This window comes from Streptococcus sp. A69, assembly GCF_058556195.1.
In genome coordinates, this window is the sequence record NZ_JBZUJU010000002.1 from 507,546 (window position 1) to 523,776 (window position 16,231).

16 protein-coding genes and 1 tRNA gene are annotated in these 16,231 nt (G+C 42.0%); 13 read left to right on the plus strand and 4 right to left on the minus strand.

Annotated features, from left to right (window positions below; all coding sequences use genetic code 11):
• The first annotated feature begins 80 nt into the window (after nucleotides 1-80).
• The 7 genes from AC4ME5_RS06475 (at nucleotide 81) to AC4ME5_RS06505 (ending at nucleotide 5,087) form a co-directional block, all read left to right on the plus strand.
• Nucleotides 81-599: a Dps family protein gene (locus AC4ME5_RS06475; protein WP_491800374.1), complete on the plus strand. Its 519-nt coding sequence runs from the start codon at nucleotides 81-83 to the stop codon at nucleotides 597-599.
• Nucleotides 600-807: 208 nt separating this feature from the next.
• Complete coding sequence (locus AC4ME5_RS06480) at nucleotides 808-1,146, plus strand: zinc ribbon domain-containing protein YjdM (protein WP_001061600.1); 339 nt, start codon at nucleotides 808-810, stop codon at nucleotides 1,144-1,146.
• Nucleotides 1,147-1,148: 2 nt separating this feature from the next.
• Nucleotides 1,149-1,772, plus strand: a complete 624-nt coding sequence (locus AC4ME5_RS06485) for a Pr6Pr family membrane protein (protein WP_000775204.1) — start codon at nucleotides 1,149-1,151, stop codon at nucleotides 1,770-1,772.
• Nucleotides 1,773-1,884: 112 nt separating this feature from the next.
• Nucleotides 1,885-3,036: an MFS transporter gene (locus AC4ME5_RS06490; RefSeq protein WP_084849478.1), complete on the plus strand. Its 1,152-nt coding sequence runs from the start codon at nucleotides 1,885-1,887 to the stop codon at nucleotides 3,034-3,036.
• Nucleotides 3,037-3,135: 99 nt separating this feature from the next.
• On the plus strand, nucleotides 3,136-3,885 hold the full coding sequence (truA, locus tag AC4ME5_RS06495) for a tRNA pseudouridine(38-40) synthase TruA (RefSeq protein ID WP_084849477.1): 750 nt from the start codon (nucleotides 3,136-3,138) through the stop codon (nucleotides 3,883-3,885).
• Nucleotides 3,875-4,648: a bifunctional hydroxymethylpyrimidine kinase/phosphomethylpyrimidine kinase gene (locus tag AC4ME5_RS06500; RefSeq protein ID WP_491800375.1), complete on the plus strand. Its 774-nt coding sequence runs from the start codon at nucleotides 3,875-3,877 to the stop codon at nucleotides 4,646-4,648. Before truA ends, AC4ME5_RS06500 begins: the two co-directional genes overlap by 11 nt.
• On the plus strand, nucleotides 4,626-5,087 hold the full coding sequence (locus AC4ME5_RS06505; protein ID WP_061588343.1) for an ECF transporter S component: 462 nt from the start codon (nucleotides 4,626-4,628) through the stop codon (nucleotides 5,085-5,087). The genes AC4ME5_RS06500 and AC4ME5_RS06505 overlap by 23 nt, the downstream gene beginning before the upstream one ends.
• 208 nt (nucleotides 5,088-5,295) lie before the next feature.
• Here the strand turns inward: AC4ME5_RS06505 and AC4ME5_RS06510 are convergent, their stop codons facing one another.
• The 4 genes from AC4ME5_RS06510 to AC4ME5_RS06525 form a co-directional block, all read right to left on the minus strand.
• Nucleotides 5,296-6,378 (minus strand): M24 family metallopeptidase, encoded by a 1,083-nt coding sequence (locus AC4ME5_RS06510; RefSeq protein WP_061588342.1) that lies wholly within the window; start codon nucleotides 6,376-6,378, stop codon nucleotides 5,296-5,298.
• Between the two features lie 127 nt (nucleotides 6,379-6,505).
• Nucleotides 6,506-7,288 carry a lipid II isoglutaminyl synthase subunit GatD gene (gatD, locus tag AC4ME5_RS06515; protein ID WP_057488621.1) on the minus strand — a complete coding sequence of 261 codons (783 nt, stop codon included), beginning with the start codon at nucleotides 7,286-7,288 and terminating at the stop codon, nucleotides 6,506-6,508.
• Nucleotides 7,288-8,631, minus strand: coding sequence for a lipid II isoglutaminyl synthase subunit MurT (gene murT / locus AC4ME5_RS06520; protein ID WP_491800376.1), 1,344 nt, complete (start codon nucleotides 8,629-8,631; stop codon nucleotides 7,288-7,290). The genes gatD and murT overlap by 1 nt, the downstream gene beginning before the upstream one ends.
• Before the next feature lie 98 nt (nucleotides 8,632-8,729).
• Nucleotides 8,730-10,046: an FAD-containing oxidoreductase gene (locus AC4ME5_RS06525; RefSeq protein WP_000958903.1), complete on the minus strand. Its 1,317-nt coding sequence runs from the start codon at nucleotides 10,044-10,046 to the stop codon at nucleotides 8,730-8,732.
• A gap of 340 nt (nucleotides 10,047-10,386) precedes the next feature.
• On the opposite strand from AC4ME5_RS06525, the gene cshA reads away from it, so the two are divergent.
• From cshA to vex2, 6 genes are all read left to right on the plus strand, one after another.
• Nucleotides 10,387-11,943, plus strand: coding sequence for a degradosome RNA helicase CshA (cshA, locus tag AC4ME5_RS06530; RefSeq protein WP_000671071.1), 1,557 nt, complete (start codon nucleotides 10,387-10,389; stop codon nucleotides 11,941-11,943).
• Nucleotides 11,944-12,225: 282 nt separating this feature from the next.
• Nucleotides 12,226-13,014 (plus strand): GTP-sensing pleiotropic transcriptional regulator CodY, encoded by a 789-nt coding sequence (gene codY, locus AC4ME5_RS06535; protein ID WP_000940727.1) that lies wholly within the window; start codon nucleotides 12,226-12,228, stop codon nucleotides 13,012-13,014.
• The gene (locus AC4ME5_RS06540; protein WP_084940099.1) at nucleotides 13,014-13,589 is read left to right on the plus strand and encodes a cysteine hydrolase family protein; all 576 of its coding nucleotides are present in this window, start codon (nucleotides 13,014-13,016) and stop codon (nucleotides 13,587-13,589) included. Before codY ends, AC4ME5_RS06540 begins: the two co-directional genes overlap by 1 nt.
• 80 nt (nucleotides 13,590-13,669) lie before the next feature.
• A tRNA-Leu gene (locus tag AC4ME5_RS06545) sits at nucleotides 13,670-13,755 on the plus strand.
• Between the two features lie 392 nt (nucleotides 13,756-14,147).
• Complete coding sequence (locus AC4ME5_RS06550) at nucleotides 14,148-15,425, plus strand: ABC transporter permease (RefSeq protein WP_491800377.1); 1,278 nt, start codon at nucleotides 14,148-14,150, stop codon at nucleotides 15,423-15,425.
• A gap of 127 nt (nucleotides 15,426-15,552) precedes the next feature.
• Nucleotides 15,553-16,200 carry an ABC transporter ATP-binding subunit Vex2 gene (gene vex2 / locus AC4ME5_RS06555; protein WP_000173736.1) on the plus strand — a complete coding sequence of 216 codons (648 nt, stop codon included), beginning with the start codon at nucleotides 15,553-15,555 and terminating at the stop codon, nucleotides 16,198-16,200.
• The last annotated feature ends 31 nt before the right edge of the window (nucleotides 16,201-16,231 follow it).

The following is a 16,231-nucleotide window of genomic DNA, read 5'->3' on the forward strand; positions in this document are numbered from 1 at the left end:
GCTATCGTTTTTTGGTAGTAGTATACTTATATTGTAACCACTAAGAAGATGGTTACAAAAAAATGAAAGAGGTAATAAATATGGTTGAATTGAAAAAAGAAGCAGTAAAAGACGTTACAACATTATCTAAAACAGCGCCAGTAGCATTGGTAAAAACAAAGGAAGTATTGAACCAAGCAGTAGCGGACTTGTATGTGGCTCACATTGCCCTTCACCAAGTACACTGGTATATGCGTGGTCGTGGTTTCCTCGTATGGCATCCAAAAATGGATGAATACATGGACAGCCTTGATGGCTATCTTGACGAAATCAGCGAACGTTTGATCACCCTTGGTGGCAAACCTTACTCAACTTTGACAGAATTCCTTCAACACAGTGAAATCGAAGAAGAAGAAGGGGAATTCCGTAACGTTGAAGAAAGTTTGGAACGTGTTCTAGCGATTTATCGCTACCTCATCACGCTTTTCCAAAAAGCTTTGGATGTGACTGATGAAGAAGGCGATGATGTTACAAACGATATCTTTGTTGGTGCTAAGGCTGAACTTGAGAAAACAGTTTGGATGCTTGCAGCAGAACTTGGACAAGCTCCTGGTTTGTAAAATATAGTTGCTACCCCTTTTATCATGAGGCGCTTGATAAGCGCCCATGAGCAATCATCTTTTAAAAGTCATGTAACTGTAAACAGTTGCATGATTTTTTGTCTGCTGGACTTAGGACACATTGTCAAAAGTAGGATTTTACGGTATAATAGTTGCTGTTCAATAACATATGAATTTTAAAGAATAATTGTTAGTTTAAGGAGGACTTATGAACAACTTACCAAATTGCCCGAAATGTAATTCAGAATATGTCTACGAAGACGGAAGTCTCTTGGTCTGCCCAGAGTGTGCCTATGAGTGGAATCCTGCAGAAGTTGCAGAAGTAGAAGAAGGTGTTGTTGCTATCGATGCCAATGGAAATAAATTGGCTGACGGCGATACTGTAACCTTAATCAAGGACTTGAAAGTAAAAGGTGCGCCAAAGGATTTGAAACAAGGAACTCGTGTTAAAAATATCCGTATCGTAGAAGGTGACCACAACATCGATTGTAAGATTGATGGTTTTGGAGCTATGAAACTCAAGTCAGAATTTGTTAAGAAAATCTAGCCATGAAACTGAATTATAAATTTATTTTTTATAGTCGTGTCCTCTTGTTCTTAGCGGCATTTACAGGAGTTTATTTAGAGATCACCAAGCATGGTGGTTTTGGTATGCTCCTTTACTACACAGTATTGTCCAATCTTTTGGTAACGATTTTCACGGGCTATCTGCTCCGTGTGATGAGCCGTTCAGGTGAAAATTGGCAAAGTCCGACCTTGCTTCGTCTCAAGGGTGGCGTTACCATGAGTATCATGATTACCTGTGTGATTTACCATTTTATGCTTGCTCCGATCGCGACAGACTTTTACCGTGTGGAAAATTTCCTTTGCCACTATATCGTTCCACTCTGGTTTTTAGCCGACACCCTCTTCTTTGATAAACGGGGTCAATACAAGATCTGGGATCCAGTCTTGTGGACCATCTTGCCCTTAGTTTATATGATTTTTGCCTTGTTTAACGGCCTGGTCTTAAAACTCAATATTCCGAATTCCAAGGACAATCCCTTCCCTTATTTCTTTTTAAATGTGAACAAGGGTTGGGACGTGGTCATCAAATGGTGTTTGATCATTTTTGCAGCGTATATGGTTGCAGGCTTCATCTTCTATCTGATCAAGCAAATCAAGCGAAAATAGTCTTCCTATTAGGAAAGTTAGGACGGAGTCTTTAGTTCAATCGGGCTCCTTCTTTTCTTGCCATCTTCCTTCTAAAAGGATCAACAGTGAGAAATATACAGAAAGAAAATTCATGAAACAATTTTTAGAACGGGCTAGTATTTTGGCCCTCTCCCTCGTTTTGATTACCTCCTTCTCCATCTCAAGTGCTCTGCCAGCCATGTTTGACTACTATCAAGGCTACCCTAAAGAACAAATCGAGCTCCTGGTCAGTCTCCCTTCTTTTGGAATCATGATTATGCTGGTTTTAAATGGTTTTTTGGAGCGTTTGTTTCCTGAGCGACTTCAGATTAGTCTGGGCCTTCTCATCCTCTCTATCGGTGGAACAGCTCCCTTCTGGTATCAGGAGTACAACTTTGTCTTTGCGATGCGGATTTTATTTGGCTTGGGTGTTGGGATGATCAATGCCAAGGCCATTTCCATCATTAGCGAACGCTATCATGGAAAGACACGGATCCAGATGTTGGGTCTTCGCGGATCAGCAGAAGTTGTCGGGGCATCGATTTTGACTCTAGTGGTCGGTCAACTCTTATCCTTGGGATGGACAGTGACCTTCTTGGCCTACAGTGCGGGATTTTTAGTATTGATCCTTTATCTGCTCTTTGTCCCTTATGGGAAAGAAAAGAAAGAAACAAAGAAAAAAGAGACTGAAACGACTCGTTTGACAGGACAGATGAAAGGCTTGATTTTTCTATTGGCTGTCGAAGCAGCAGTTGTTGTCTGCACCAACACAGCTATCACCATCCGTATTCCTAGTCTGATGGTGGAAAGAGGTCTAGGGGATGCCCAGTTATCGAGCTTGGTTTTAAGTATCATGCAGTTGATTGGTATCTTGGCTGGTGTGAGTTTTTCTTTCTTTATCTCTCTGTTTAAAGAAAGATTGCTCCTTTGGTCAGGTATCACCTTTGGATTGGGGCAGATTGTGATTGCCTTGTCTCCGTCATTGGGTGTGATGGTAGTTGGAAGTATTGTGGCAGGTTTTTCTTACAGTGTGGCCTTGACCACTGTCTTTCAGCTTCTTTCTGAAAGAATCCCAGCCAAGCTTCTTAATCAGGCAACATCTTTTGCAGTGCTAGGATGTAGCTTTGGAGCCTTTACGACACCGTTTATTCTTGGGGCGATTGGCTTGGTGACTCAAAACGGTATGTTGGTCTTCACCATTCTAGGATGCTGGTTGATTGTCACTTCTATCTTTGTTATGTACGCACTTCAAAAGAGAGCTTAGGATTGGTTTCCTAAGTTTTTCTTTTTTGGAATTTTGTACCCAGACAATTATTGGTTTTTAAACTTGTTTACACTTTTATTTCCTGATAAAATAGAAGTTATGACAAGATATAAAGCAATCATTTCCTATGATGGTTATGCCTTTGCTGGTTTTCAGCGCCAGCCTCATGCGCGGAGCGTTCAAGAGGAAATCGAAAAAACTTTAACGAGACTCAATAAGGGGCAAGCCATCACTGTACACGGTGCTGGTAGGACGGATAGTGGGGTTCATGCTCTTGGTCAGGTTATTCATTTTGATCTGCCCTATCAGATGGATGAGGAAAAACTCCGTTTTGCTCTGGATACCCAGTCACCAGAAGATATCGATGTGATTTCAATTGAGCTTGTGGTGGATGATTTTCATTGCCGTTATGCAAAACATAGCAAGACCTATGAGTTTATAGTAGATAGGGGGCGTCCTAAAAATCCGATGCGCCGTCACTATGCTACTCACTTTCCCTATCCCCTCGATGTAGAGCGGATGCAGGAGGCTGTCAAGAAATTAGAAGGAACCCATGATTTCACCGGTTTTACAGCATCTGGAACGAGTGTAGAGGACAAGGTTCGGACCATTACAGAAGCTAGTCTTAGTGTTGATGAGACAGGGCAGTTTTTAATCTTTACCTTCTCAGGAAATGGCTTCTTGTATAAGCAGATTCGTAATATGGTGGGGACTCTTCTCAAAATCGGCAATAACCGCATGCCAGTTGAGCAGATTGACTTGATTTTGGAGAAGAAAGATAGAAAACTTGCGGGTCCAACGGCGGCACCAAATGGCTTGTATTTAAAGGAGATTCGTTATGAAGAATAATCGTATTTTAGCCCTTTCTGGGAATGATATTTTTAGTGGTGGTGGTTTGTCAGCTGATTTGGCCACTTATACCTTGAACGGCTTGCATGGCTTTGTAGCTGTCACTTGTTTGACGGCCTTGACCGAAAAGGGCTTTGAAGTCTTCCCTACGGATGATACTATTTTCCAACATGAGTTGAATAGCTTACGTGATGTCGAGTTTGCAGGGATTAAGATTGGTCTTCTTCCTACTGTCAGTGTGGCTGAGAAAGCCTTGAACTTTATCAAGCAACGTCCAGGAGTGCCTGTTGTATTGGATCCCGTCTTGGTCTGCAAGGAAACGCACGATGTGGCTGTCAGTGAACTCTGTAAAGAGTTGATTCTCTTTTTCCCTCATGTCAGTGTGATTACGCCAAATCTTCCTGAAGCAGAATTGTTGGCGGGTCAGGAAATCAAAACTTTGGAAGATATGAAAGCTGCAGCGCAGAAATTGCATGATTTAGGAGCGCCAGCAGTCATTATCAAGGGAGGCAATCGCCTTAGTCAGTCCAAGGCTGTAGATGTCTTTTATGATGGACAAAGTTTTACTGTCCTAGAAAATCCTGTTATCCAAGGACAAAATGCTGGTGCAGGTTGTACCTTTGCCTCAAGCATCGCCAGTCACTTGGTTAAAGGGGATGAACTTTTACCAGCAGTAGAAAGCTCTAAGGCTTTCGTTTACCGTGCTATTGCACAAGCAGATCAATATGGAGTAAGACAATATGAAGCAAACCAAAACAACTAAAATCGCCCTTGTATCCCTCTTAACCGCCCTTTCTGTGGTTCTAGGTTATTTCTTAAAGATTCCAACACCAACAGGCATTCTAACTCTCTTAGATGCGGGTATCTTCTTTGCAGCCTTCTACTTTGGTAGTCGTGAAGGGGCTGTAGTCGGAGGTCTAGCAGGTTTCTTGATTGACCTCTTATCAGGCTATCCACAGTGGATGTTCTTTAGCTTGATCAACCATGGCTTGCAGGGATTTTTCGCAGGATTTAAAGGAAGATGGCAATGGCTAGGCCTTATCTTAGCTACTATTGCGATGGTAGGAGGCTACGCCTTGGGTTCAACTTTGATGAATGGCTGGGCAGCAGCCCTACCAGAAATCCTACCAAACTTCCTGCAAAATATCGTGGGAATGGTTGTAGGGTTTGTGCTTAGTCAAAGTATTAAGAAAATTAAGTAAAGCGGCTGGAGAAAAGTTCTAAAAATCAGAAAAACGCATAATATCAAGTGTTGAAAAACCTTGATACTATGCGTTTTATTGTGGGAAGATTTTATACTCTTCGAAAATCAAATTTAAACCGCGTCAACGTCGCCTTGCCGTACTCAAGTACAGCCTGCGGCTAGTTTCCTAGTTTGTTCTTTGATTTTCATTGAGTATTAGATGAATATTAATCAAAATAAAGCAAGTCTTTGCTTGTGCTTGTAAAGAGGTCAAAGCCATCCTTGGTAACAACACCACAGTCTTCGATACGAACGCCGACTTTACCAGGGATATAGATACCTGGTTCAACAGAGAAGCACATGCCTTCTTCAATGACCATGTCATTTCCTTCCATGATAGATGGGAATTCGTGGACATCCATACCGATACCGTGACCGAGACGGTGGTTAAAGTACTCACCGTAACCAGCTTTTTCGATGACTTCACGGGCAGCGCGGTCTACTTCATGAGCAGTCACACCAGGTTTGATAAAGTCAAGAGCAGCTTGTTGGGCTTCAAGGGTCAAGTTGTAAATATCTTTCTTGAATTGGTCTGGTTTGCCGACAGCGACTGTACGAGTCATATCTGATGCGTAGCCATTGACCATAACACCCAGGTCAAAGAGGAGAAGGGCGTCTTTTTCGACCTTGTTTGCACCAGGAATTCCGTGTGGATTTGCAGCATTATCACCAGTCAATACCATGGTATCAAAACTCATTTCATAGCCTTCACGTTTTAAGGCGAAGTCGATTTGGGCAATGATATCTGTCTCTGTTTTATCAAGAGAGATATTGTCAAAACCAACTTTTACAGCCTTATCAGCATAGAGCCCTGCAACCATCATTTTTTGCACTTCATCAGTTGATTTGATGAGGCGCATGCGTTGGATGCGAGGAGTGAGGTTTTCAAACTCAGCAGTTTCAAAAACTGTTTTCAAACCATGGTATTTTGTCAAGATGAGATTGTCAAACTCAACAGCGACACGTTTGAAGTCGTGCTGTGGCAAGGCATTTTTGATTTTTTGCCATGGATTTTCAGAATCCACATAGCCCACTACTGGGAAAGAAACAGTGCTGCTTGCACGCTCCACTTCAAGGGCTGGGACAAAAAGGAGAGGTTCCCGGTCCGCTAGGACAAAGAGGAACATTTGGCGTTCATGGGGATCACTGTAAAAACCAGTGAGGTAATTAATAGTGACGGGGTCAGATACGACAGCGACGTCTAGTTTTTCTGATTCAAGATATGTTACGATTTGTTGTAATTTAGACATATGCTACCTTCTTTCTACCTCTCTATTTTGGCAAAAAAAGAGAGAAAATGCAAGAGAGAAGGGTAAAAGAACAGGCAAAAAGAACTCCGACAAGATAGTGGAGTTCTTTTATCTAATTTTCCTTAGTTTAAGAAAAGTCAGCCTTGCTTTTCACGTCGCTGTATTCTTCAGCGATTTCTTGACTGAGAATATCCTCATAGGCAGGGAGTTGGATGTCCTGACCGTATTTTTTCTTGAGAGCAGTAGTGACTAAGCGATAAGCTAGATTGGCATTACGAGAGAGGATAGGCCCGTGGAAGTAAGAACCAAAGACATTCTTATAATGAACCCCTTCGCCGACCTTTTCTTCGTTATTTCCATTTCCATAGACTACCTGTCCCAGTGGTTTTTGGTCATCTGAGAGGAAGGTACGGCCCTGATGATTTTCAAATCCATAGTAGGTTTCATCGAATTCGTCATTGTGAATCTTGATGTCGCCGATAAAGCGGTTATTGGTCTGGTTGAGGGTGTAGTGACCCATGACTCCTAGACCTTGGATGCGCTTGCCTGAGGCTTCAACATAATATTGCCCCAATAGTTGGAAACCACCGCAGATAGCCAGAACTACACCGTCGTTTTGAATGTAGTTGTCAATGCTCTCTTTTTTAGCAGGTAGGTCTCCTGCGATAATACTTTGTTCAAAGTCTTGACCGCCACCGAAAAAGGCGATATCGTAGTGATTTTCGTCAAAGTCATCATGGAGAGAAACGATGTCAACCGTTACATGAGCCCCCAGCTTTTCAGCCACATACTTGAGCATAAGGATGTTTCCATTGTCTCCATAGGTATTCATGAGGTTCCCATAGAGGTGGGCGATGTTGAGCTGATAAGGGTAGTTGCCAGCTTTTGAGGAAAGTGAAGTATAAACCATTAGTTCATCTCCTTTCTAACAATCTGACGACTAGCCAGCAGTTCGCGGAATTCCAGCATGGCAGTATAGGTAGCCAGGATATAAGCATGCTTGCAGTCTTGCTTCTCAATGGTTTTGAGAACTTGCTCCAGATTACTTGTCTCAGTGATTTTATCAGCTGGATAGCCAGTCACCCGAAGACGACGAGCAATTTCAGAATGCCGAACACCGCCAGCGTTGATTTCAGGGATATCCATGTCAGTGATTTGTTCAAAGTCCGCATCCCAGATCCAGCTAGTGTCAATTCCATCTGCATAGTTGGCATTAAGGAGGACAGATAGGCTAAATGGGTAAGGAGCTAGTTTGATCATCTCGATAGCCTGAGTTGCACCGACTGGATTTTTAATCAAGACAAGGGTGCATTCCTTGTCACCGATATGGAAGGTCTCCTGGCGTCCAAAGACAGCACGGCTCTTGTCAAATCCTTGCTTAATCCGTTGCGAATCAGCCCCGAGAAAACGAGCGATGGCAACCGCAGCAAGAGCATTGTAAATATTGTAGAGTCCACCGATTTGAATACCGTATTCTTGTCCGTCGATGACAAAGCGAGAGCGATTGTTGGTCAACTCAACCAGTTCTGTCAGACGGTAGTCCAAGTCAGGACGTTTGCAACCACAATTTTCACAGATATAGGCCCCCAAGTTGGCATAAGTATTGAGTTCATATTTTAGGATGCCTTGACAGTCAGGGCAGAGAATCCCTTCGGTATTATAGTGAGCCAGTTTGGCAGGTCCTTTTTCCAAGTCAAAACCAAAATACTCTACAGGATTTGGAATAGCTGGCTTGTAGAAAAGTGGACTGTCACCATTGAGGAGAACAGTAGCCGTAGGCACCTTACGAATGGCATCCAAAATCATCTTATAAGTCGTGTAAATCTCACCATAGCGGTCCATCTGGTCACGGAAGATATTAGTGATGACAAAAAGGCTAGGATGGATATAGTCACAGATACGAGAAAGACTGGCTTCGTCAATTTCAAGGACTGCAATATTTTTTCCAGTTTTAGAGGATTTGGCCGTCAAGAAGGTTGTCGTAATCCCTGTAATCATATTGGCACCGCTTTGATTAGTCAGAACCCGACCATAAACCTCTTTTAAAATGCCGACAGTGAGGGCAGTTGTCAGGGTTTTCCCGTTGGTTCCAGTGACCACGACAATCTCGTAGTTCTTAGCTAGGTTTTGTAAAATATCTTTATCGAATTGAAGGGCGAGTTTTCCTGGGAGCGTACTTCCTCGGCCAAGACGGCTCAAGATGAAGTGAGAAGAACGCCCAGCTAGGAGGCCCAAAGTAGTTTTTAATTTCATGTTTCTATTATATCATAAAAGAGAGAAAAGATAGATTTGAGATTTCGCAGAAACAAAAACAGCCCAAAGAGGGCTGTGAGATAAGATAAGACTTCAACTTAAATCGCAAACAAGTCATTCAAGTTCTCAGCCAAGGTTGGGTGAGTGAAGATTTGTTTTGTGAAGTAAGTGTAAGGGATCTTGTTGTCCATAGCAACAGTGATGATGTTGATGATTTCTTGAGAACCTTCTGAGAAGATAGTTGCACCGAGAATCTCTTTTGTTTCAGTATTGACAACAGCTTTGAAGGCTCCGCGAAGGTCTCCATTTACGTGACCACGAGGCATAGTAGCAACAGGGATTTCCTTAACAGCGTAAGGGAGTTTCAAATCAGCTGCTTGGCTTTCCGTCAAGCCAACTTGAGAAAGAGCTGGTGTGATGAACATGGTGTTTGGTACATTGAGACGGTCTTCAAGTGTGTAGCTGCCATCTCCAGCAAGGTAGCTGTAGACAACACGGAAGTCATCAAGTGAAATGTAGGTGAATTGAAGTCCACCATTGACGTCTCCAACTGCAAAGACACCAGGAACGTTTGTTTGGCAGTGTTTGTCGACCTTGATAGCACCACGCTCCGTTAGTTCAATATCTGTATTTTCAAGTTGAAGTGGTTCTACATTCGGTTTACGTCCAGTTGCGTAGAGAAGGGCATCGAAACGGTAAGTTTCCTTTTCAGTTACGACGAGGACTTGATCACCGTCGTTTTTGATTTCAGTAGTATGGATGTTTTGAAGCAATTCAATACCGTCTTCTTCCATGTATTGTTTAGCAAGAGCTGCGATGGAAGGTTCTGCACGAGGAAGGAATGTATCCAAGGCATCTAGGACTGTGACTTTGCTACCAAGTTTGTTGTAGAGTCCAGCAAATTCAAGACCGATGTTTCCACCACCAAGGACTCCAAGTTTTTCAGGCAATTTGTCCAAGTTTTGGATACCTGTTGAGTCAAAGACATTTTTACTTGTAGCAAGTCCAGGAATTGGCAAGACGTTTGAAACAGCGCCAGTGTTGATGACGATTGTTTCAGCAGTCATTTCTTGTTTTTCGTCACCAGCCTGGATCTCGATCACCTTATTTGACACGAAATGTGCCTCTGCATCAATGACATCAACGCCATTATCGGCCAACATTTTATAATTCTTAGCGTTAAGACGACCAGTCACCGCACCACGCTCTTTCATGGTATCGTCAAATGACCAACCCTTTTCAGCCGCTACAATCATAGTCTTGGTTGGGATACAAGCAATATTAATGCAAGTACCACCATACATCGCTTTACTGCGCTCGATGACAGCAACTTTTTTTCCAGCCGCATTCATCTTAGCAGCCAAAGTCTTACCAGCCTTACCAAATCCAATAACAATTAAATCGTATGTTAACATTTTTTAATCCTCCTGTTTGATTTCATTCTAGCACAAGAAAAAAACTTTTGCACAAATCTGCTACGGGAAAAAATATTGGACTAAAATAGTCTAACGAAAGCTTTCGGGAATCAAGTTCAAAAAATAGAAAAATCGTTTACATGATTTTCCTTAAAGATTCTACTATCTTTTACCCCGTTCTTGTGTTATACTAGATAGGTTGCAAAGAAACTAGTACTTTTCTTTCGTGGAAAAGAAGCAACACGGTATCTCGTTTTTGTAGAAGATACGTCATGAAAAGAAAAGTATGAACTAAAGCCCTATAGGGTGGCTTCGCACCACCTTTAGAAAGAAGAATAACGTGAAATTTAATGAATTTAACTTGTCTGCTGAATTGCTAGCAGAGATTGAAAAAGCTGGATTTGTAGAAGCAAGTCCTATTCAAGAGCAGACCATCCCCTTGGCTCTTGAGGGAAAAGACGTTATCGGTCAAGCACAGACTGGTACAGGAAAAACTGCAGCCTTTGGCTTGCCAACTCTTGAAAAAATCCGTACAGAAGAAGCGACCATCCAAGCCTTGGTCATCGCTCCAACTCGTGAACTCGCTGTTCAAAGCCAAGAAGAACTCTTCCGCTTTGGCCGTAGCAAGGGAGTGAAAGTTCGCTCAGTTTACGGTGGTTCCAGCATTGAAAAACAAATCAAGGCCCTCAAATCAGGTGCCCATATCGTTGTAGGAACACCAGGCCGTCTCTTGGACTTGATCAAACGCAAGGCTTTGAAATTGCACGATATTGAAACCCTCATCCTTGATGAAGCAGATGAAATGCTCAACATGGGCTTTCTTGAAGACATCGAAGCTATTATCTCGCGTGTCCCTGACAGTCGTCAAACCTTACTCTTTTCAGCAACCATGCCAGATGCTATCAAGCGTATCGGTGTTCAGTTTATGAAAGAGCCTGAGCATGTGAAGATTGCTGCCAAAGAATTGACAACAGAGCTGGTGGACCAGTACTATATCCGAGTTAAGGAGCAAGAAAAATTTGACACTATGACTCGTCTCATGGATGTGGAACAGCCTGAACTTGCTATCGTATTTGGTCGTACCAAACGTCGTGTGGATGAATTGACTCGTGGACTTAAAATCCGTGGCTTCCGTGCAGAAGGTATTCATGGTGATTTGGACCAAAACAAACGTCTTCGTGTCCTACGTGATTTTAAAAATGGGAATCTCGATGTTCTAGTTGCGACGGACGTTGCAGCGCGTGGTTTGGATATCTCAGGTGTGACCCATGTCTACAACTACGATATTCCACAAGATCCTGAAAGTTACGTTCACCGTATCGGTCGTACAGGTCGTGCTGGTAAGTCAGGTCAGTCTATTACTTTCGTAGCTCCAAACGAAATGGGCTACCTTCAAATTATTGAAAACTTGACTAAGAAACGCATGAAAGGTCTCAAACCTGCAAGTGCAGAAGAAGCCTTCCAAGCTAAGAAACAAGTAGCTCTCAAGAAAATCGAACGTGATTTTGCAGATGAAACCATTCGTGGCAACTTTGAGAAATTTGCTAAGGATGCTCGTAAGTTAGCAGCAGAATTTAGTCCAGAAGAATTGGCTATGTATATCTTGAGTCTGACAGTCCAAGATCCAGACAGTCTTCCTGAAGTGGAGATTGCGCGTGAAAAACCACTGCCGTTCAAACCGTCAGGAAATGGACGTTCTGGAGGTAATCGTGGACGCGACAATCGTCGAGGAGATAACCGTCGTGGTGGTCGCCGTGATGACTTCAAGAAAGGCAACCGCGGGAACGATCGTTTTGATAAAGACAGACGTTACCGTAATAAAGACAATAAGAAACCTCACAACACTTCAAGTGAAAAGAAAACAGGCTTTGTTATTCGTAACAAAGGAGACAAATAGGAAAAAGCGATTCATATTGTGAATCGCTTTTATATATAAGGAGACCAAGGGTAAAAGAAGATGGTGATAGTAAAGGATAGGTGAAACGGAAAGGGATTTACCATATCATCTTCTTATAATGTTATAGTAACAAAAAATAATTCAGCTGTCAACACAAAAGATCTTATTTTTCTAAAATATTTTTGCTGTTCAAAATTGCAATTAAATAAGCAATTTTCAGATAATAATTGAAAATTCACGCTCTTTATGTTATAATGGTAGCGATTAAATGCGAGGTAAAAAATGGCACACTTATTAGAAAAAACAAGAAAAATTACTTCTATTTTGAAACGCTCAGAGGAGCAACTTCAAGATGAACTTCCTTATAATGCGATTACACGCCAGTTGGCAGATATTATTGATTGTAACGCTTGTATTGTGAATAGCAAGGGGCGCCTTTTAGGCTACTTCATGCGTTATAAAACGAATACAGATCGTGTAGAGCAGTTTTTTCAAACTAAGATTTTTCCAGATGATTATATTCAAGGTGCAAACATGATCTATGATACGGAAGCCAACCTTCCTGTTGAACATGATTTGACAATTTTCCCTGTAGAGAGCCGTGCGGATTTTCCAGATGGTTTGACGACCATTGCTCCGATTCATGTATCAGGGATTCGCCTAGGTTCGTTGATCATTTGGCGCAATGATAAGAAATTTGAAGATGAAGATTTGATTCTTGTTGAGATTGCGAGCACGGTGGTAGGGATTCAACTCTTGAACTTCCAACGTGAAGAGGATGAGAAAAATATTCGCCGTCGTACTGCTGTTACCATGGCGGTTAATACCCTTTCCTATTCAGAACTTCGTGCCGTATCAGCTATTTTAGCTGAATTGGATGGAAATGAAGGACAGTTGACTGCATCTGTTATTGCAGACCGTATTGGCATTACGCGTTCTGTGATTGTCAATGCGCTTCGTAAACTGGAGTCAGCAGGAATTATTGAGAGCCGTTCACTCGGAATGAAGGGGACTTATCTCAAAGTTCTAATTGGTGATATTTTTGAGGAAGTGAAAAAGAGGGACTACTAATGGCAAAGGCTTTAATCTCAATTGACTATACAGAGGATTTCGTAGCAGACCATGGAAAGCTGACTGCAGGGGCACCTGCTCAAGCCATATCAGAGGCAATTGATCGAGTAACCAGATTGGCTTTTGATCGTGGAGATTATGTCTTTTTCACCATTGATGCTCATGAAGAGAAGGATACATTCCACCCAGAAAGCAAGCTCTTTCCGCCACACAACATCATCGGGACTAGTGGCCGTAACCTCTATGGCCCCCTAGCTGGCTTTTATGCTGAGCATGAGGCGGATAGTCGCGTCTTTTGGATAGACAAGCGTCACTATTCAGCATTTTCAGGTACGGACCTAGATATCCGCTTGCGGGAACGTCGTGTAGATACAGTCATCCTAACTGGAGTCCTGACTGATATTTGTGTTCTTCATACGGCTATTGATGCCTATAATTTAGGTTATCAAATCGAGATTGTCAAGCCTGCGGTTGCCTCTATTTGGTCAGAAAATCATCAGTTTGCTCTTGGTCATTTTAAGAACACTTTGGGAGCCAAGTTGCTGGATGAAAATCTGGCTGAAATCCAAGAATAATTCCCTTGGAAAAATGAAAAAAATCTGAAAAAAGTGTTGACAAAGATTTTGAAAGTTGATATACTAGTAAAGTAATCGACGCGGGGATGGCGGAATTGGCAGACGCGCAGGACTAAGGATCCTGTGACCGCTTTAGGTCGTGAGGGTTCAAGTCCCTCTCTCCGCATAGGATAAGAGTTAGCTTTGGCTGGCTCTTTTTGTTTTTACAAAGAAGACTAGAGGCTACGTTTCCTATATCGAAAAATATTGGCATCAAGAACAGTCATTGTATCAGAACATTTAAACTGAATTTTCCATTTCATCCTATCAAGAATTTCTTCAAACACAAGTCAGAAAATGAAGAACTTAGGAGATCGAAAAATACTAATCAGAAAGATGTGACTATCATTTTTAAAATGAAGTAGATTTTTGATTGGTACTATTTATCCTTACATAAGAAGGAAAGTTAGCGTTTGCTAGCTTTTTGGTTTTTTCAAAAAATAAATCAAAAAAATTTTCGATTTCATAAACATTTCATATTTGGATTTTATAATAGTCTTACAAATATGGAGGTGACAAATGAATCCAATCCAAAGAGCTTGGGCTTATGTCAGCAGAAAACGACTGAGAAGTTTTATTTTATTTCTGATTTTATTTGTCCTTTTAGCAGGAATTTCAGCCTGTTTGACTCTGATGAAGTCCAACAAAACAGTAGAAAGCAATCTTTACAAATCACTCAATACATCTTTTTCTATCAAAAAGATAGAAAATGGACAGACCTTCAAATTGTCTGACCTAGCATCCGTGAGCAAGATTAAGGGACTGGAAAATGTCTCTCCTGAACTCGAGACGGTCGCAAAACTGAAAGACAAGGAAGCGGTGAGTGGTGAGCAGAGCGTAGAACGTGATGATTTGTCAGCCGCGGACAAGAACTTGGTTAGCTTAACGGCTCTTGAAGATTCATCCAAGGATGTCACCTTTACCAGTTCGGCTTTCAATCTAAAAGAAGGGCGACACCTTCAAAAAGGGGACTCCAAGAAAATCCTTATCCACGAAGAGTTGGCCAAGAAGAACGGTCTTTCGCTTCATGACAAGATTCGCTTGGATGCTGGTCAGTCAGAATCTGGAAAAGGACAGACAGTTGAGTTTGAAATTGTCGGTATCTTTTCTGGTAAGAAACAAGAAAAATTCACAGGCTTGTCTTCTGACTTCAGTGAAAACCAAGTCTTTACAGACTACGAAAGTAGCCAAACCCTTTTGGGAAATGGTGAACCACAAGTCAGTGCAGCCCGCTTCTATGTAGAAAATCCTAAGGAAATGGACGGACTCATGAAGCAGGTGGAAACCTTGGCTTTGGAAAGTCAAGGTTTCCAAGTTGAGAAGGAAAACAAGGCCTTTGAACAAATCAAAGACTCAGTGGCAACCTTCCAAACCTTCCTCACCATCTTCCTTTATGGGATGTTGATAGCTGGAGCAGGAGCTTTGATTTTGGTCTTGTCTCTCTGGTTGAGAGAAAGGGTCTACGAAGTGGGGATTCTTCTGGCACTTGGAAAAGGCAAGAGCTCGATCTTCCTCCAGTTCTGTTTAGAGGTAGTTTTGGTATCACTTGGAGCTTTGCTTCCAGCATTTGTTGCAGGAAATGCCGTTACATCCTATCTGCTCCAAACTGTCCTAGCCAGTGGAGATCAGGCAAGCTTACAGGACACGCTGGCCAAAGCAAGCGGTCTATTAACTAGTCTCCTATCCTTTGCAGAATCCTATGTCTTTCTGCTCTTGATTGGTTGCTTGTCTGTAGCCCTTTGTTTCCTATTCTTATTTAGAAAATCGCCTAAGGAAATTTTATCATCTATTAGTTAATACTCTTCGAAAATCAAATTTAATCCGTGTTAGCTTTATCTGCAACCTCAAAGCTGTGCTTTGAGCAACCTGCGGCTAGCTTCCTAGTTTAATCTTTGATTTTCATTGAGTATAAGAAGGAGAAATCATGACTTTATTACAATTGCAAGATGTTACCTACCGTTATAAGAACACTGCTGAAGCAGTTTTATATCAGATCAAGTATAATTTTGAACCCGGAAAATTTTATAGTATCATTGGTGAGTCAGGAGCAGGAAAATCCACTCTCTTGTCCCTACTGGCTGGTCTAGATAGCCCTGTTGAAGGTTCTATCCTTTTCCAAGGAGAGGACATTCGGAACAAGGGGTATTCATACCATCGCATGCACCATATTTCCCTGGTCTTTCAAAATTATAACTTGATAGATTATCTTTCTCCGCTGGAAAATATCCGCTTGGTCAACAAAAAAGCAAGCAAGGATACGCTTCTTGAGCTTGGTTTGGATGAGAGTCAGATCAAGCGGAATGTTCTCCAGTTATCAGGTGGTCAACAGCAACGTGTAGCCATCGCTCGCAGTTTAGTCTCAGAAGCTCCGGTTATTCTAGCTGATGAGCCAACAGGAAATCTGGACCCTAAAACTGCCGGAGATATTATCGAACTGCTCAAATCACTTGCCGAGAAAACAGGTAAATGTGTGATCGTCGTCACCCACAGTAAAGAAGTGGCACAAGCGTCAGATATTACACTTGAATTGAAGAATAAGAAACTAACTGAAACTCGCAATACTACAAAATAAGATGAGCTTGTTTTGATAGAATTATTAAATC